Raw genomic sequence first — 17,531 nt, 5'->3', positions numbered from 1 at the left:
TTTACGTTAACGGCTCGAACCTGCGCTGTATACCGCGATTCACTCGCAATAGATTGGCACAGACAATTTGCTAGACGAGTCGACCCGATTCGAGGTCACGGAGTTCCTCCCTTGCTGATGCGTGAAACCCCCGTAGTGATTGACGGCCCTGTCGGCCAAATTGAGGCTTTGTATCTGGATAACGAGCAGCCGCGCGGCATCGCGCTGATCTGCCATCCGAACCCGGTACAGGGCGGCACCATGCTCAACAAGGTCGTCTCGACCCTGCAGCGCACCGCGCGCGACGCAGGCCTGATCACCTTGCGTTTCAACTATCGCGGCGTCGGCGCCAGCCAGGGCACGCACGACATGGGCACCGGTGAAGTCGACGACGCCCAGGCCGCCGCTGCATGGCTGCGGGAAAAACACCCGGATCTGCCGCTGACCCTGTTCGGTTTCTCCTTCGGCGGATTTGTTGCAGCAAGTCTCGGCGGCCGTCTCGAAGCCCAAGGCGTCCAGCTTGCACACCTGTTCATGGTTGCCCCGGCGGTGATGCGTCTGGGCGAGCAGGATCAACTGCCACAACACGGCGAGTTGACCGTGATCCAGCCGGAAACCGATGAAGTCATCGATCCGCAACTGGTCTACCAGTGGTCGGCACAACTCCAGCGCCCCCATGAGCTGCTGAAAGTGGCAGAATGCGGACACTTTTTTCACGGCAAGCTGACCGATCTCAAGGATCTGCTGCTGCCGCGTCTTTCGAATTGATTGCAGTCTGACAAGCGATTACCCATGACCAACCGTACCCGCATTCTCACCGGCATCACCACCACTGGCACGCCGCACCTGGGCAACTACGCCGGCGCGATTCGCCCGGCAATCCTCGCCAGCCGCGACAGCCAGGCCGATTCGTTCTATTTCCTGGCCGACTACCACGCCCTGATCAAATGCGATGACCCGCTGCGCATCCAGCGCTCGCGTCTGGAAATAGCTGCGACCTGGCTGGCCGGTGGCCTCGATGTCGATCGGGTGACCTTCTACCGCCAGTCCGACATCCCGGAAATTCCCGAGCTGACCTGGCTGCTGACCTGCGTCGCCGCCAAGGGCCTGCTCAACCGCGCGCACGCTTACAAGGCCTCGGTGGACAAGAACGTTGAGACGGGTGAAGACCCGGATGCCGGCATCACCATGGGCCTCTACAGTTACCCGGTGCTGATGGCGGCGGACATCCTGATGTTCAACGCGCACAAGGTGCCGGTCGGTCGCGATCAGATTCAACACGTGGAAATGGCCCGCGATATCGGCCAGCGTTTCAACCATCTGTTCGGTCAGGGCAAAGAGTTTTTCACCATGCCCGAAGCGCTGATCGAAGAAAGCGTGGCCACCTTGCCGGGCCTCGACGGTCGCAAGATGTCGAAGAGCTACGACAACACCATTCCGCTGTTCTCCAGCGCCAAAGAGATGAAGGACGCGATCTCGCGGATCGTCACCGACTCCAAGGCGCCCGGCGAAGCGAAAGATCCGGACAACTCGCATCTGTTCACCCTGTTCCAGGCCTTCGCCACTCCGGCGCAGGCTGACGAGTTCCGCAGCGAACTGCTCGGTGGTCTGGGCTGGGGTGAGGCGAAGAATCGCCTGTTCCAGTTGCTCGACAGCGAGTTGGGCGAGGCGCGCGAGAAGTATCACCAGTTGATCGAGCGTCCGGCGGACCTGGAAGACATCCTGCAGATCGGTGCGAAGAAGGCCCGCGCCGTGGCCACGCCGTTCCTCAATGAATTGCGTGAAGCGGTTGGCCTGCGTTCCTTCGTCAATCAGGTTCAGGTCGCCGCGACTACCAAGAAAAAAGCCGCGAAAGCCGCGCGTTTCGTCAGCTTCCGCGAGGACGACGGCAGCTTCCGTTTCCGTCTGCTGGCGGCCGATGGCGAGCAATTGCTGCTGTCGCGCAACTTCGCCGACGGCAAAACCGCCGGCCAGGTGACCAAACAGTTGCAATCCGGCGAGCCGCTGGACGTGCGTACTGAAGAATTGAGCTTCAGCGTCTGGCTGGCCGGTGAGTGCGTGGGCGACAGCCCGGCGTTTGCCAACATCGGTGCGCGGGACGCCGCCATCGAGGCGTTGCGCGTCGCACTGACTCCAGCTCAAGACTGATCGGCGGCACGACCCGACCAAGGGCCGATTGCCATTCCCACAGGCCGTCGCTACAGTGACGGCCCGTTTTTGTTGCCTTGCTAACGAATTATGACGCCCCTAGAACGATATCAAGCTGATCTGAAACGCCCGGATTTCTTCCATGACGCCGCGCAGGAAACTGCTGTGCGTCACTTGCAGCGTCTGTACGACGACTTGATCGCCGCCGACCAGAACAAGCCGGGCTTGCTCGGCAAGCTGTTTGGCAAAAAGGATCAGGCACCGGTCAAGGGCCTGTATTTCTGGGGCGGCGTCGGTCGCGGCAAGACATACCTGGTCGACACCTTCTTCGAAGCGCTGCCGTTCAAGGAAAAGACCCGCACGCACTTCCACCGCTTCATGAAGCGTGTGCACGAAGAAATGAAAACCCTGGGCGGAGAGAAGAACCCGCTGACCATCATCGCCAAGCGCTTCGCGGCCGAGTCGCGGGTGATCTGCTTCGATGAATTCTTCGTCTCCGACATCACCGACGCGATGATCCTCGGCACGCTGATGGAAGAGCTGTTCAAGAACGGCGTGACCCTGGTCGCGACGTCGAACATCGTTCCGGACGGTCTGTACAAGGATGGCCTGCAACGTGCGCGTTTCCTCCCTGCCATCGCGCTGATCAAGCAGAACACCGAGATCGTCAACGTCGACAGCGGCGTCGATTATCGTCTGCGTCACCTCGAGCAAGCCGAGCTGTTCCACTATCCGCTCGACGAAGCCGCCCACGAAAGCCTGCGCAAGAGCTTCAAGGCACTGACGCCGGAGTGCACGGCAGCGGTGGAAAACGATGTGCTGATCATCGAGAACCGCGAAATCCGCGCTCTGCGCACCTGCGACGACGTGGCCTGGTTCGACTTCCGCGAACTGTGTGACGGCCCGCGCAGCCAGAACGACTACATCGAACTGGGCAAGATTTTCCACGCCGTGCTGCTCAGCGGCGTCGAGCAGATGAGCGTCACCACCGACGACATCGCCCGGCGCTTCATCAACATGGTTGACGAGTTCTACGACCGCAACGTCAAACTGATCATTTCTGCCGAAGTCGAGTTGAAGGATCTGTACACCGGCGGACGCCTGACCTTCGAGTTCCAGCGCACCCTGAGCCGATTGCTGGAGATGCAATCCCACGAATTCCTGTCGCGGGCGCACAAGCCTTAAACGGAGTTTCGGCAACGAAAAAGGCCTGCGATTGCAGGCCTTTTTTCATGGCGTGGATTCAGCGAGGCATTTGACCAACTGTGCTTGCTGTCGGCAGGCAACCAGAAGCCATAACAGGATTCTCGCTTTGCGCGGGCAGAGAAATCCTGCCATGACGGCGCCTTTGCGCGTGAGATCGATTTCACTGCCGGCGAAGCCATACGTCGCTTGCGCAGTCGCGCCGCAACCGGTGCGGGTGGCAATGATCACCGGGATGTGCCGGGCGATGCCTTCGATGACCTCGGCCCAGTGCGCGGAAACATGGCCCGCACCAAAGCCGGCGATCACCAGGCCGTCGTAACCCGACTCGACTATCTTGTCCAACAGCATACTGTCCGCACCAAGTGATGCTTCCAGCAACGCGATCTTCGGGAGCGTGTCTTGCGGCATCGGCAATACATGGCGCGCAACGGGCGGCTGAAAGTAGCGCGGTGCGCTTTCGACCAACAAGCCGGCAGGGCCGGTCAAGGGCGAGGCGAAGGCGTGCATGGCCATTGAATCGACCTTGCGCACGCTATTGGCGCGGTGAATCTCGCCGTTGATAACCACCTGTGCTCCGCGCCCATGACTGCATGCCGCTAATGCAACGCGACCGGCATCCAGCAGGTTTGCCGGGCCGTCAGCCCCCGCTTGCATGGCAGAGCGCATGGCGCCAGTCAGCACCAGTGGCTCGTCGTGCGCCCACAGGTAGTCGAAGAAAGTGGCGGATTCCTCCAGAGTGTCTGTCCCCTGGATGATGATGACTGCGGCCACGCCTCGGCTGATCTGCGCGTTGGCCCAGTCCAATACGTTCAAAAGGTATTCGAAATCCAGCGAAGCGCTGGGTAACAGACCGAAACTCTCGACGGTTGCTCGTGCGAGCATATTCAACTCCGGCACGGTGTTCAGCAACGCTTCGCCGGACACCGCCGGAACGACACCTTGGCCGTCTTGCGTCGATTGCATGCTGACAGTGCCGCCGAGCGCGGCAATGGCCAGTTTTGGCAGTTCCATGTGATACCTCGCGAAGAACCGGCTGTTCTGGAGACGATCCAGAAGCCAGCCGGGGCAGGATAAAGTCAGTGGCTGGCGAGCCATCCAACGATTGGCAGGATCAAAAGCGTACTGAGGGCCATCGACAACACATTGCCGATAAAGCCATGCATAAAGCCTGGCAGCCTCTGTGCGAGGGCGCAGGCCACTGGCGGGGCGATCAGGGCGCCGAGCAGCGCACTGGAGATGATCACTTGCCAAGCGCCGCCGAAGGTAAGGATCGCAGCCGGAACAACGGACACCAGCGGCACATAAGTCGGATACCAACCGCGCTCCATCCACTGCCTGCGCCAGATCACCACGCCCAGTGCCGAGGTCAGCGCCTGACCGACCAGCAATTGCGGCAGCAGACCAGTGCCGTAGACCGGGCTCATCGGGTTGAGTGTAAATGCGAGCAACGCACCGACAATCAGTCCCAGGCTCGCCCATTCATTGCCGAAGAAAGGTGCCTCGGAGAAATCCGCCAAGACCCGGCGCATGCTCCATACCACGCCATAATCCGGCGCCTTGCCGGACACGGTGACGCTGACTTCCTCGGCAGCCGGCTCGGGCTCCGCTGGTCTCACCAGGCTTGGCACGTAGCGACAAAGCACGAAGGCGCCGATGCTGGCGATGGCCATGCCCGAAACGTTGCCAATCACCACGGGCAGACCGAGTGGATTGCATACGTAATTGACCATCAGCAGACACAGCGGTGTCACGAACAGGGCGCCCATGATGGCTCCGTTGATCGCGACCTTCCAGCCTGCACCGAACATCAATACCATTGCGGCAGGCAACGACACGAATGCCGCGAAGGTGGGCTGCCAACTGGTCGCGGTGACGGTCCAGCCCCACAGCAAATTGCTCAGCACCAGACCCAGTAGTGAGCTTGTCACCAGCCACGGCCAGAGCCCGCTGCCGTAACAGATCGTGAAGCCTTGCCAGGCTTTTCCCGTTCGATTAGCCCAATAGCCCAGATATGCACCGGCCAGAAGGCCAATCGAGGCAAACTCGTGTTTATAAAACGCCACCTCGCTGATATCTCCAAGCACCCAACGCAGCCAGGCAGCAGCGTCGGGAAAACTCGAAACCATATGGCTGTAGTCCGGCCAGCGCGCCGACCACAACGAATGATGGGTGAGCGATAGCCAGCCAATCAAAACCGTCGCACCCAGAATCAGGCCGATAATGGTGCTGTCCATCGCGGTTCTGGCCACGATTGTTTTGCGTTGCTTTGCGTGAATGTCCATAGCCCGGCCTCCGGTTAACGCGGCAGGCACGGATGCTGGGTGTAACCGAGCATTCGATCGTAGACATCACAGCGCCGATCACGGTGCAGGTCGTTCAGGTCATTCCAGATCGGCGCACTGCGCGAGCTGGTCAAATCGATATCGGCGTAGAGAATCTCCTGCTGATCGGCGGATGCGACCCGGCCGATCGGCCAGCCGTTGGTGCCGGCAATCAAAGAGCATCCCAGGTAGCGAGCACCGCGCTCTTCGCCGATTCTGCTCGCTGCCGCGATAAACACATTGTTGACGTGCGCTGCGGTCATGGTCAGGTACGAGGCCATGCATTTGCCGGCGTCATCGAATAGTGGCGGTGGCGTCCAGACCCAATTGTTCAGACTGCAGATAATGTCCGCGCCCTGCTGGCTGAGGATTCTCGGGACCTCGGGAAACCAGATGTCCCAGCAGATCAGCAGACCGATACGACCGATCGGCGTTTCGAACACCGGGAAACCGCTATCGCCGGCAGAGAACCAGAGCTTCTCCAGATTCCACAGGTGCGCCTTGCGGTATTTGCCGATGAAACCGTCAGGTCCCAACAACACGGCTGTGTTGTACAACCGTGCCCCTTCGCGCTCGGTCAGCCCTGCCACCAGATACACCTGATGCTGGCGGGCAAAATCCTCCCATCGGCTCACGCTCGGCCCATCCGGAACCGATTCGGCGTGATCGAACGCGTCCTGTCGAGTGCGAAAGAAATAACCGGTGTTTGTCAGCTCGGGCAAAACGATGAGGTTGGCACCACCATTGACCGCCTGCAGTGCCAACTCCAGGCTATTACTCAGATTCGCTGCACGATTTTGCGTACCGACCTGCGGATCACATTGCACAACCGCAACACGAACAGGGCTTGTTGACTCACTCATTTTTCATGATCCCTTATTGTTGTTTTCACGCCATCGGGTGGCGGGGAACATAAGAGTCGAGTCAGCACTGGAAGGTAAGTCGGCGCTTTCCGGTTAAGTTGTAGTACGCCTCCTAGGACGATTAAACACATATCGACGATGCACGCTCAGGACGCTGAATTGCGTGACTGAAAACTTCATGGTCCGGCCTGGTAGTGTGGATAGTCGGTTATCTGGAAGCCGCCATTGAACTGCGCCGAGGTTTTTTCGCAAATATGAATCACCGCATCGATGGCACCGCGAAAGCAGGGCTCGGTCCAGCCGGCATCCACTGAAAACGACTCGCCAGAAAGATACAGCCCGGAAACACTGGAATAGTCGCGGTTGTATTTCATCAGGCTAACAGCATCGTAGTAGGCGCCGGGGCGGTAAAGTTTGGCGCACCCCAGTGAGTTCTTATCGGTGATCCAGCGCTGTACGACGGCCTGATTGAGGCCAATGAAAGGCGAGATGCGTTGCCCGATATTGCTGCAGTTCATCAGGATTCGATCAAGTTCTTCGGCACATTTGGCGACCAGCTCCTTGTCGCTGAAACAGCAGAGTTTGGTAGCGTCATCTTCCCAGGTGTAACTGAGAAGAATGCAGTCGTAGCTGTAGTGATCGTTATAGCGATAGGTATAAACATCGTGGATAAAACTGTCCGTGACGATCGCTTGGGGGATGGCGGTATTGCCGGACAGGAAGGATTTCTTCAGCGGCGCGAACACTTTGCAGCTGGTTTCCCAATGTGCAGTCTTGTACGCATTGATCGTTTCGAACGGCAGCATTTGTGCAGTGAAGTTTTCAAGCCTGATTCGTGTTTCGATCAACCACGAAGGCAGCGTCATGATCACGGAGTCATAATCGCTGAAATGTTCCTGGGCCTGATGGGGGCGACTTTGCTTCCAGTTGTAGTAGACACGAGTTTTACCGCTGTCGAGCTTTTTCAGCCGAGTGACGGCGCTATCAGTCAGCAAACCTTCGCGGTATTGCAGGCTGTGTTCGTGGAAAGACATCGCTGTTTCATCAGGTTTGATGAACATAAGGCTTTCACTCAGCGCCGCGAGACCGAGGTAGCGCGGGCCTTCAAACTGCAGGCCGGTTGAATCGAAAACCGCATTGCTGCGGATATGCGGTGAGTCAGGCAGAGGATCGCCTTGTTCATCTACCCGACCCAGCACCAGTTGCAAGTGACTGCTGAACCCGAATATGGCAGTGCGCAGCGGGTACAGTGCACAGACGTCATAAAATGCGCCCCAGCTGCCGTCACCGATGCCGATGGCATAAAAAATGGCCGATTCCTCTGGCGACATTCCCATCCCGCCAAAATCGCCCGGCGCGTCTTTTTCCCAGCGTTGCAGCACCGGCATGCTCACCAGATCACGGAAGGAAATGGCGTGATACCTGGCGACAATAGCTGCCCACACGGACTCCCATTCCTCGCTCGCATAACTGTCGCAAACGTGCCGGGTCATGCGGTCGGCGAAGGCTCTCCATTTTGCATATACCGCTTGCAGCTCCTCGCCGGGAGGGCGAGTCCGGCCGTCGGCGTTTTTCCAGATAAGCATTTGCGGCGTAGCCTGCTTCGACAGGCTGCCCTCGCGCAGATAGATGCCGGTTGTTTTGACCCACTGGCTGCCGGGGTTGGCAAAGTCTGAAAGGGCCAGGTCGAATATCGTCGCGTAGTAGGCCATCAGCGAACGACCGTCCTTCGGCGATTCTCCTTCGCGATTGAACAAAGGCATACGCATCGCACCCATTTCGAATGGGGTATGGCTGGCCTTGGATTGGGGACTGCCGGGAACGGTCAGGTGCCTGCCGCCGATTCGCGAGGACTGTTCGATCAGCGTGATCTGGGTGAAGCCGCAGCGCAGCAATTCTCTCGCTGCCGTCAGGCCTGTGATGCCTGCGCCGATGATGCAGATTCGATGGCTCGAATCAGTCGCTCGGGCGATTCCGCCTGGCTGCTCCAGTAACGCGCGGTAGTCAAAACACAGGTCCGGCGGATTGGGGAAACGGGCTTTCCATTTGCTTTGTGGCGAACGTTTTTTGCGTTTTTCAAGGCCAGGAGCCTGTGAGGGGTAGTTGTAGCTGGAGCCGATGGTCACTGTTGATCTTCCCTGATGCGATGTGCTTGGGAAGTAGTCTGGTCGGCGCAGGCGCGTCCGAACAGTCGTAAAACACAGCCAGACGTTGTTCTGTTTTCGTTCATTTGTGTCGGACGAATCACAGCTTGCACGCCAGTCCCCGTGGGAGGACTACACCCACAGGGACTTCAGTCTGACCGGGGTCAGGCAGCCTGCTGAAACTGCTGCCGATACTGATTCGGCGACAGCTCGGTGTGCTGGCGGAACAGTCGCGCGAAGAAGCTCGCATCGTCGTAACCGACCTCATAACTGATGGTCTTGATGCTCTTGCGCGTGCCCGAAAGCAGGCCCTTGGCCGTCTCGATGCGCAGGCGCTGCAAGTAGTGCAGCGGTTTGTCGCCGGTGGCGGTCTGGAAGCGGCGCATGAAGTTGCGGATGCTCATGCCGTGCTCGCGGGCGACGTCTTCGAAGCGGAACTTGTCGGCGAAATGTTCTTCGAGCCACTGCTGGATCTGCAGGATGATCACGTCCTGATGCAGCTTCTGCCCGCCGAAACCGATACGTCCCGGCGAATAGCTGCGCTGCACTTCGTAGAGGATGTCGCGGGCCACGGCTTGTGCCACGTTTGCGCCGCAGAAGCGTTCGATCAGATAGATGTACAGATCACAGGCCGAGGTCGTGCCGCCGGCGCAATAGAGATTGTCGGCGTCGGTCAGGTGCTTGTCCTGATTCAGATAGACCTTGGGGAAACGCTCGGCGAAGGCATTGAAGAAGCGCCAGTAGGTGGTCGCTTCCTTACCGTTGAGCAGCCCGGCTTCGGCGAGCCAGAACACTCCGGTGGCTTCGCCGCATAACACTGCGCCGCGCGCATGCTGTTCGCGCAGCCACGGCAGGATTTGCGGGTAACGGCTGCACAGCGTGTCGAAATCGTCCCAGAACGCCGGGAGGATGATCACATCGGCGTTTTCCAGGCCGCCGTCGACCGGCATCACTACGTCGCTGAAGCTTTTTACCGGTTTGCCATCCGGGCTGACCAGGCGAGTTTCAAACGCCGGGGTCAGGCCGTGGCCCAGTTGTTTGCCGTAACGCAGGCTGGCCACATGGAAAAAATCCTTGGCCTGCATGAGGGTGTAAGCGAAAACCCGGTCGATGGCCAGGATGCTGACGCGCCGCAAGGGCGGGGAGACGTGCTTAGACATAATTCAACTTTTGTTTTGTTTTTATAAGGGAAAGTGGTCACCAGACGGCTGGATCGTCTTATTTTTTGTCGGATGTGTCCAGTGTCCCGTAGCAGGAGTCGGGCTTAGTCTCTGAGAGCCGTATCCCTCCAACAACAAAGAAAGGTGCCGCATGATCCCCAGAACCCTGTTCAGCTCCGAGCACGAATTGTTCCGCGACAGCGTGCGAACTTTCCTCGAAAAAGAGGCCGTGCCGTATCACGCGCAGTGGGAGAAGCAGGGACACATTGATCGCGCGCTGTGGAACAAGGCGGGGGAGGCGGGGATGCTCTGTTCGCATCTGCCGGAAGAGTACGGCGGGCTCGGCGCGGATTTCCTCTACAGCACCGTGGTCATCGAGGAAGTCGGGCGTCTGGGTCTGACCGGTATCGGTTTCTCGCTGCACTCGGACATCGTCGCACCGTACATCCTGCATTACGGCAGCGAGGCGCTGAAACACAAATACCTGCCGAAACTGGTCTCGGGCGAAATGGTCACGGCGATTGCCATGACCGAGCCTGGCGCCGGTTCCGACCTGCAAGGGGTGAAAACCACGGCGGTGCTCGACGGTGACGAATATGTGATCAACGGCTCGAAAACCTTTATCACCAATGGCTTTCTGGCTGACCTGGTGATCGTGGTGGCCAAGACCGATCCCAAGGCTGGCGCCAAGGGCACCAGTCTGTTTCTGGTGGAGGCGAATACGCCGGGCTTCGAGAAAGGCAAGCGCTTGGAGAAGGTCGGCATGAAGGCGCAGGACACCTCGGAACTGTTCTTCCAGGACGTGCGCGTGCCGAAGGAAAACCTTCTCGGCCAGGCGGGTGCCGGGTTTGCCTATCTGATGCAGGAGTTGCCGCAGGAACGTCTGACCGTGGCTATCGGCGGCCTGGCCTCGGCCGAGGCAGCGCTGCAATGGACGCTGGATTACACCCGCGATCGCAAGGCCTTCGGCAAGGCGATTGCCGACTTTCAGAACACCCGCTTCAAACTGGCCGAAATGGCTACCGAGATCCAGATCGGCCGGGTCTTCGTTGACCGCTGCCTGGAGCTGCACCTGCAAGGCAAACTCGATGTGCCGACGGCGGCAATGGCCAAATACTGGGGCACCGACCTGCAATGCAAAGTGCTCGACGAGTGCGTGCAACTGCATGGCGGCTACGGCTTCATGTGGGAATACCCGGTGGCCCGGGCGTGGGCGGATGCGCGGGTGCAGCGGATTTATGCCGGCACCAATGAAATCATGAAGGAGATTATTGCGCGGTCGATCTGATGATCGTTCCCACGCTGTGCGTGGGTACGCCGCCGGGGACGCTCCGCGTTCCGCTGTTGAGGTAATCCGACTGGCCTCTTCGCGAGCAGGCTCGCTCCCACAGGTACAGTATTCCACTGTGGGAGCGAGCCTGCTCGCGAAGCTTTTTGGCGGTCAGTTATGGCGCCGGATTCGGATGATCCTTATGAATCGCCTCGATCCCGGCCAACACTTCATCGGACAGTTTCAGATCAAAACTGGCAATGTTGCTGTCCAGTTGCTCAAGCGTCGTCGCGCCAATGATGTTGCTGGTGACGAAGGGTTGCTGGGTCACGAAGGCCAAGGCCATTTGCGCCGGGTCCAGACCGTGTTCACGGGCCAGGGCAACGTAACGGCTGCACGCCGCCTCCGATTGCGGGTTGAAATAGCGGCTGAAGCGACTGTAGAGGCTCAGGCGGCCTTTCGGTGGTCGGGCGCCGCCTTCGTACTTGCCGGAGAGGAAGCCGAACGCCAGCGGCGAATAGGCGAGCAGGCCGCACTGTTCGCGAATGGCGATCTCGGCCAGGCCGACTTCGAAGCTGCGGTTGAGCAGGTTGTACGGGTTCTGGATCGACACCGCACGCGGCCAGCCACGGGCTTCGGCCAGAGCGAGGAAGCGCATGGTGCCCCACGGCGTCTCGTTGGACAGACCGATGTGGCGGATCTTGCCGGCCTTCACCTGTTCGTCGAGGGCTTCGAGGGTGTCTTCCAGCGGCGTCAGGTTGGCTTCGATCTTGTGCTTATACCCCAGCTGTCCGAAAAAGTTGGTGCTGCGTTCCGGCCAGTGCAATTGATACAGATCGATGTAATCGGTCTGCAGACGCTTGAGGCTGCCGTCCAGTGCTTCGGTGATGTGCTGACGGTTGTGGCGCAGGTTCTTGTCGCGAATGTAGTCGATGGTGTTGCCGGGGCCGGCGATCTTGCTGGCGAGGATCCAGTCGGAACGGTCACCGCGACTCTTGAAGTAATTGCCGATGTAGCGCTCGGTGGTGGCGTAGGTTTCGGCTTTGGGCGGCACCGGATACATTTCGGCGGTGTCGAGGAAATTGATCCCCGCTTCTTTCGCCCGTTCAATCTGGGCGAAGGCTTCAGCCTCAGTGTTTTGCTCGCCCCAGGTCATGGTGCCGAGGCAGATTGCACTCACGTTCAGGTCGGTACGGCCTAGCTGGCGATAGTCCATCGGGTGCTCCTTGGGCAAAACAATCATAAAAGCAGGTTGAAAATTTTTTCGCAATCTGCATAATTGCCGACCTCTTTCTGCAGTGGAAGTGATGCGCCGCCGCCGAAGAATCTTGCCGTTGAACGGACGCGCCGACCCGAGCCCCCGAAAGCGTCTGTATCCGGCTGCCTTTGACTTGTCAAAGTACGCACTATTCAGTAAGATCCGCCGTCTTATTTACAGGCGGCCCCTGAGGCTATAAAGAATGAAAACTTTTACTGCTAAACCGGAAACAGTAAAGCGCGACTGGTTTGTCGTCGACGCTGCTGGTCAGACCCTGGGTCGTCTGGCCACCGAAATCGCGAGCCGTCTGCGTGGCAAGCACAAGCCTGAGTACACTCCTCACGTTGACACCGGCGACTACATCGTCGTCATCAACGCCGAGCAGATCCGTGTTACCGGCGCTAAAACCACTGACAAAATGTACTACTCCCACTCCGGTTTCCCGGGCGGCATCAAGTCGATCAACTTTGAAAAGCTGATCGCCAAAGCCCCTGAGCGCGTGATCGAGACCGCGGTTAAAGGCATGCTGCCTAAAAACCCACTGGGTCGCGACATGTACCGTAAGCTGAAAGTCTATGCGGGCGCTGCACACCCTCATACTGCTCAGCAGCCCCAAGAACTGAAGATTTAACGGAATAGTTCATTATGTCGGCGACTCAAAATTACGGCACTGGCCGTCGCAAGACCGCAACCGCACGCGTTTTCCTGCGTCCGGGTACTGGTAACATCTCCATCAACAACCGTTCGCTGGATAACTTCTTCGGCCGCGAAACTGCCCGCATGGTAGTTCGTCAGCCGCTGGAGCTGACCGAGACTGTCGAGAAGTTCGACATCTACGTCACCGTGATCGGCGGTGGTGTAAGTGGTCAGGCTGGCGCAATCCGCCACGGCATCACTCGCGCTCTGATGGACTACGACGAAACCCTGCGTAGCGCTCTGCGCAAAGCTGGCTTCGTTACCCGCGACGCCCGTGAAGTTGAACGTAAGAAAGTTGGTCTGCGTAAAGCGCGTAAGCGTCCGCAGTACTCGAAGCGTTAATTCCGCTTCCACGTTCAAAAAAGAACGCCCGCCTCCTCACGGAAGCGGGCGTTTTTTTATGCCTGCGATTTATCAAAGAATTGCGTTGTGACAACTTGCCACAGCCGTAGACCCCCTATACTCCAAGGCTTAAGGGGCTGAGCCCCGGGGAATTAACCTTGTCAGAATTGGGGGTTTTCATTACCATTCGGGCAAAATTTTTATAAGTAACATTTGATTTATTTAGTAGACGCCTGATTTAACAGGCCAAAAAAGCTGATGGGAGAGGACTGAATGAGCAATGACGGCGTGAATGCAGGCCGGCGTCGCTTCCTGGTGGCAGCCACATCCGTGGTGGGTGCTGCAGGAGCGGTGGGGGCTGCGGTCCCGTTCGTGGGGTCATGGTTTCCCAGTGCCAAGGCGAAAGCTGCCGGTGCACCGGTGAAAGTGAATGTCAGCAAAATCGAGCCAGGCCAGCAGATGATTGCTGAATGGCGCGGCCAGCCGGTGTTCATTGTCCGCCGTACCGAGGAAATCCTGGGGAATCTCAAGAAGATCGAGGGTCAGCTCTCCGATCCGACCTCCAAAAACTCCACGCAACCCACTTATGTCGACCCTGAAGTACGCTCGATCAAGCCGGAAATTCTCCTGCTGATCGGGATCTGTACGCACCTGGGTTGCTCACCGACCTTCCGTCCCGAAGTGGCACCTGCGGATCTGGGCAAAGACTGGGTAGGCGGCTATTTCTGCCCGTGCCACGGTTCCCACTACGATCTGGCTGGCCGCGTCTACAAGTCGCAACCTGCGCCTTTGAACCTGCCAGTTCCCCCGCATTCCTATGAGACCGATGACCTGATTGTCATTGGCGTCGATACGGAGAAAGCGTGATGAGCAAGTTCATGGATTGGGTTGATGCGCGCTTTCCCGCGACCAAAATGTGGGAAGACCATCTCAGCAAATATTACGCACCAAAAAACTTCAACTTCTTCTATTTCTTCGGCTCACTGGCGCTGCTGGTGCTGGTCAACCAGATCGTTACCGGTGTCTGGCTGACGATGAGCTACACGCCGTCGGCAGAAGAGGCCTTTGCTTCCGTTGAATACATCATGCGCGACGTCGAGTACGGCTCGATCCTGCGTCTGCTGCACTCGACCGGCGCCTCGGCGTTTTTCATCGTCGTCTATCTGCACATGTTCCGCGGTCTGCTCTACGGTTCGTACCAGAAACCGCGCGAGCTGGTCTGGGTGTTCGGCATGCTGATCTACCTGGCACTGATGGCCGAAGCGTTCATGGGTTACCTGCTGCCCTGGGGCCAGATGTCGTACTGGGGCGCCCAGGTGATCATCTCGCTGTTCGGTGCGATTCCGCTGATCGGCGATGACCTGACCCAGTGGATTCGTGGTGACTACCTGATCTCCGGAATCACCCTGAACCGCTTCTTCGCCTTGCACGTGGTCGCGCTGCCGATCGTGATTCTCGGTCTGGTGGTGTTGCACATTCTGGCGCTGCACGAAGTCGGTTCGAACAACCCTGACGGCGTCGATATCAAGAAGCACAAAGACGAAAACGGCATCCCGCTGGACGGCATTGCGTTCCACCCGTACTACACGGTGAAGGACATTGTCGGTGTGGTGGTGTTCCTGTTCATCTTCTGCTTCATTGTGTTCTTCTTCCCGGAAATGGGCGGCTACTTCCTCGAAAAACCTAACTTCGAGCCGGCCAACCCGTTCAAGACGCCTGAGCATATTGCCCCGGTCTGGTACTTCACGCCGTTCTACGCAATCCTGCGTGCGGTGCCGGACAAACTCCTGGGCGTTATCGCCATGGGTGCGGCGATTGCGGTGCTGTTCGTGCTGCCATGGCTGGATCGCAGTCCGGTGAGATCGATGCGCTACAAGGGCTGGCTGAGCAAAATCTGGCTGGTGGTGTTCTGCATCTCCTTCGTGATTCTTGGCATCCTTGGCGTTCTGGCGCCGACGCCGGGGCGCACGTTGCTGTCGCAGGTCTGCACCTTCCTGTATTTCGCCTACTTCATTCTGATGCCGTTCTACACCCGGCTCGAGAAGACCAAACCGGTTCCGGAAAGGGTGACTGGCTGATGAAAAAGTTATTTCTTGCTCTGATTTTTGCTGCGCTGCCTTCCCTGGTTTTTGCTGCCGAGGGTCATGGTCCGGAACTGGAAAGTGTCGATATCGACGTCTCCGACAAAGCCGCCCTGCAGGATGGTGCGCGGACCTTTGCCAACTATTGCATGGGTTGCCACAGTGCCAAGTTCCAGCGTTACGAGCGCGTCGCCGATGACCTCGGCATCCCGCACGAGTTGATGCTGGAGAAGCTGGTGTTCACCGGTGCCAAGATTGGCGACCACATGAACATCGGCATGCAGCCGGCCGACGCCAAGACCTGGTTCGGCGCAGCGCCGCCGGACCTGACTCTGGTAGCGCGGGTACGCGGCACCGACTGGCTCTACGGTTACTTGAAGTCGTTCTACGAAGACCCGGCGCGTCCATGGGGCGTGAACAACAAGGTCTTCCCGAACGTCGGCATGCCTAACGTGCTGGTCGGCCTGCAAGGTCGTCAGGTCGTGGGCTGCAAACAGGTGCAGATCGTCGAGGACGGCAAGAAGCAATACGATCCGCTGACCGGCACGCCGCTGACCCATGAAGCGTGTGATCAGTTGACCATCGTGCCGAAGTCCGGTGCTCTGAACGAAGAGCAGTTCGATGAGAAGGTCAAGAATCTGGTAACCTTCCTGGCTTACTCGGCTAACCCGGTTAAGCTGCAACATCAGCGCATCGGTACTTATGTCTTGCTGTACCTGGCGTTCTTCTTTGTGTTCGCCTACCTGCTCAAGCGTGAATACTGGAAAGACGTGCACTGATACGCTTCAAGCATTGCTGTTAATCGCGCGCGCCCAAGGGCGCCTCCGCTAAAGCAGGGTCTGCTCAGTCAGACCCTGCGGGAGGTGCCCTCTGGGCGCGCGCGTTTTTCCGGTTCCGACAAATTCAACAAGCGAGGAGGATCGCCATGGGCGTGACCAATCGGTTGGCCTGTTACTCCGACCCCGCCGACCACTATTCCCACCGAGTGCGCATCGTGCTTGCAGAGAAGGGTGTCAGCGCCGAAATCATTTACGTGGAAGCGGGCCGCCAGCCGCCTAAACTGATTGAGGTGAACCCTTACGGCAGTCTGCCGACGCTGGTCGATCGTGACCTGGCGTTGTGGGAGTCGACCGTGGTGATGGAGTATCTGGATGAGCGTTACCCGCACCCGCCGCTGATGCCGGTTTATCCGGTGGCGCGGGCCAACAGTCGTCTGCTGATCCACAGGATTCAGCGTGACTGGTGCGGGCTGGTGGATCTGATTCTGGATCCCAAGAGCAAAGAGGCTGCACGGGTCGTGGCGCGCAAGGAACTGCGCGAAAGCCTGACCGGCGTTTCGCCGCTGTTCGCCGACAAACCGTTCTTCCTCAGTGAGGAACAAAGTCTGGTGGATTGCTGCCTATTACCCATACTCTGGCGTTTGCCGATTCTGGGTATTGAACTGCCGCGGCCGGCCAAGCCGCTGCTTGATTATATGGAGCGTCAGTTTGCGCGTGAGGCTTTCCAGGCAAGTCTGTCTGGTGTCGAACGCGATATGCGCTAAGGCTTAAGGAGCCGCTATGAACTCCAGTCGACCTTATCTGGTCCGCGCGCTCTACGAGTGGATTGTGGATAACGATTGCACCCCGCACATGCTGGTCAACTCCGAGTACCCGGCGGTGCAGGTGCCACAGGGTTTTGCCAGTGACGGCCAGATCGTCCTGAACATCTCGCCGAGTGCCGTGCGTCATCTGCACATGGATAACGACGTGGTGACGTTCGAAGGCCGCTTCGGCGGTGTTCCGCACAGTCTCTACGTGCCGATCAGCGCGATCCTGGGTATTTACGCCCGGGAGAACGGCCAGGGCATGGTGTTTGACCTCGAGTTGCCGATGGACGACGAGGAAGACATCGATCCGGATGACGACTCGCCGCCACCGGGCAGCGAGCCGCCACGCCCGAGTGGCCGGCCAAGTTTGAAGGTTGTGAAATAAAAAAAGGCGATCCGGATGGATCGCCTTTTTTGTGTCTGCATTGGTCGTGTAGGAGCTGCCGGAGGCTGCGATCTTTTGATTTTTAAAAGC

17 protein-coding genes are annotated in these 17,531 nt (G+C 58.5%); 11 read left to right on the top strand and 6 right to left on the bottom strand.

Going from position 1 to position 17,531, the window contains the following annotated elements; all coding sequences use genetic code 11:
• Nucleotides 1-117 precede the first annotated feature (117 nt).
• The 3 genes from D8U60_RS12300 (at nt 118) to zapE (ending at nt 3,312) form a co-directional block, all read left to right on the top strand.
• A complete protein-coding gene (locus D8U60_RS12300; RefSeq protein ID WP_122880734.1) occupies nt 118-747 on the top strand; it encodes an alpha/beta fold hydrolase in 630 nt (209 codons plus the stop codon).
• Between the two features lie 24 nt (nt 748-771).
• On the top strand, nt 772-2,127 hold the full coding sequence (locus D8U60_RS12295; protein WP_130900205.1) for a tryptophan--tRNA ligase: 1,356 nt from the start codon (nt 772-774) through the stop codon (nt 2,125-2,127).
• Nucleotides 2,128-2,217: 90 nt separating this feature from the next.
• On the top strand, nt 2,218-3,312 hold the full coding sequence (zapE, locus tag D8U60_RS12290) for a cell division protein ZapE (protein WP_016773254.1): 1,095 nt from the start codon (nt 2,218-2,220) through the stop codon (nt 3,310-3,312).
• A 45-nt stretch (nt 3,313-3,357) separates the two neighbouring features.
• Here zapE and D8U60_RS12285 read toward each other — a convergent pair whose 3' ends face one another.
• The 5 genes from D8U60_RS12285 to D8U60_RS12265 form a co-directional block, all read right to left on the bottom strand.
• Entirely contained in the window at nt 3,358-4,344 is a 987-nt protein-coding gene (locus D8U60_RS12285; protein WP_110603048.1) for an asparaginase, read from the bottom strand.
• Between the two features lie 65 nt (nt 4,345-4,409).
• Nucleotides 4,410-5,615: a hypothetical protein gene (locus D8U60_RS12280; RefSeq protein WP_130900204.1), complete on the bottom strand. Its 1,206-nt coding sequence runs from the start codon at nt 5,613-5,615 to the stop codon at nt 4,410-4,412.
• Nucleotides 5,616-5,629: 14 nt separating this feature from the next.
• Nucleotides 5,630-6,517 (bottom strand): nitrilase family protein, encoded by an 888-nt coding sequence (locus D8U60_RS12275; protein ID WP_130900203.1) that lies wholly within the window; start codon nt 6,515-6,517, stop codon nt 5,630-5,632.
• A gap of 176 nt (nt 6,518-6,693) precedes the next feature.
• Complete coding sequence (locus D8U60_RS12270; protein WP_130900202.1) at nt 6,694-8,643, bottom strand: FAD-dependent oxidoreductase; 1,950 nt, start codon at nt 8,641-8,643, stop codon at nt 6,694-6,696.
• Between the two features lie 182 nt (nt 8,644-8,825).
• Complete coding sequence (locus tag D8U60_RS12265; protein ID WP_162999820.1) at nt 8,826-9,722, bottom strand: GlxA family transcriptional regulator; 897 nt, start codon at nt 9,720-9,722, stop codon at nt 8,826-8,828.
• A gap of 250 nt (nt 9,723-9,972) precedes the next feature.
• Between D8U60_RS12265 and D8U60_RS12260 the strand changes: the two genes are divergently transcribed.
• Nucleotides 9,973-11,109, top strand: a complete 1,137-nt coding sequence (locus tag D8U60_RS12260; protein ID WP_130900201.1) for an acyl-CoA dehydrogenase family protein — start codon at nt 9,973-9,975, stop codon at nt 11,107-11,109.
• A gap of 157 nt (nt 11,110-11,266) precedes the next feature.
• Here D8U60_RS12260 and D8U60_RS12255 read toward each other — a convergent pair whose 3' ends face one another.
• On the bottom strand, nt 11,267-12,307 hold the full coding sequence (locus tag D8U60_RS12255; protein WP_024014253.1) for an NADP(H)-dependent aldo-keto reductase: 1,041 nt from the start codon (nt 12,305-12,307) through the stop codon (nt 11,267-11,269).
• Between the two features lie 244 nt (nt 12,308-12,551).
• On the opposite strand from D8U60_RS12255, the gene rplM reads away from it, so the two are divergent.
• The 7 genes from rplM to D8U60_RS12220 all read left to right on the top strand — a co-directional run bounded on the left by rplM (nt 12,552) and on the right by D8U60_RS12220 (nt 17,441).
• A complete protein-coding gene (gene rplM / locus D8U60_RS12250) occupies nt 12,552-12,980 on the top strand; it encodes a 50S ribosomal protein L13 (protein ID WP_003228062.1) in 429 nt (142 codons plus the stop codon).
• 14 nt (nt 12,981-12,994) lie between these two features.
• On the top strand, nt 12,995-13,387 hold the full coding sequence (rpsI, locus tag D8U60_RS12245; RefSeq protein WP_003228056.1) for a 30S ribosomal protein S9: 393 nt from the start codon (nt 12,995-12,997) through the stop codon (nt 13,385-13,387).
• Between the two features lie 273 nt (nt 13,388-13,660).
• The gene (gene petA / locus D8U60_RS12240; RefSeq protein WP_007917031.1) at nt 13,661-14,254 is read left to right on the top strand and encodes a ubiquinol-cytochrome c reductase iron-sulfur subunit; all 594 of its coding nucleotides are present in this window, start codon (nt 13,661-13,663) and stop codon (nt 14,252-14,254) included.
• Complete coding sequence (locus D8U60_RS12235; protein ID WP_024014252.1) at nt 14,254-15,465, top strand: cytochrome bc complex cytochrome b subunit; 1,212 nt, start codon at nt 14,254-14,256, stop codon at nt 15,463-15,465. Before petA ends, D8U60_RS12235 begins: the two co-directional genes overlap by 1 nt.
• The gene (locus tag D8U60_RS12230; protein WP_024014251.1) at nt 15,465-16,247 is read left to right on the top strand and encodes a cytochrome c1; all 783 of its coding nucleotides are present in this window, start codon (nt 15,465-15,467) and stop codon (nt 16,245-16,247) included. The genes D8U60_RS12235 and D8U60_RS12230 overlap by 1 nt, the downstream gene beginning before the upstream one ends.
• A gap of 146 nt (nt 16,248-16,393) precedes the next feature.
• The gene (locus tag D8U60_RS12225) at nt 16,394-17,011 is read left to right on the top strand and encodes a glutathione S-transferase N-terminal domain-containing protein (protein WP_007961620.1); all 618 of its coding nucleotides are present in this window, start codon (nt 16,394-16,396) and stop codon (nt 17,009-17,011) included.
• A 16-nt stretch (nt 17,012-17,027) separates the two neighbouring features.
• A complete protein-coding gene (locus D8U60_RS12220; RefSeq protein WP_016773263.1) occupies nt 17,028-17,441 on the top strand; it encodes a ClpXP protease specificity-enhancing factor in 414 nt (137 codons plus the stop codon).
• Nucleotides 17,442-17,531: the final 90 nt, after the last annotated feature.

The sequence above is a fragment of the Pseudomonas sp. Sample_11 genome, assembly GCF_004307505.1.
Taxonomy (GTDB): Bacteria; Pseudomonadota; Gammaproteobacteria; order Pseudomonadales; family Pseudomonadaceae; genus Aquipseudomonas; species Aquipseudomonas atacamensis.
The sequence above is the reverse complement of the archived record's forward strand: the minus strand, read 5'-3'. Positions and strand labels throughout refer to the sequence as shown.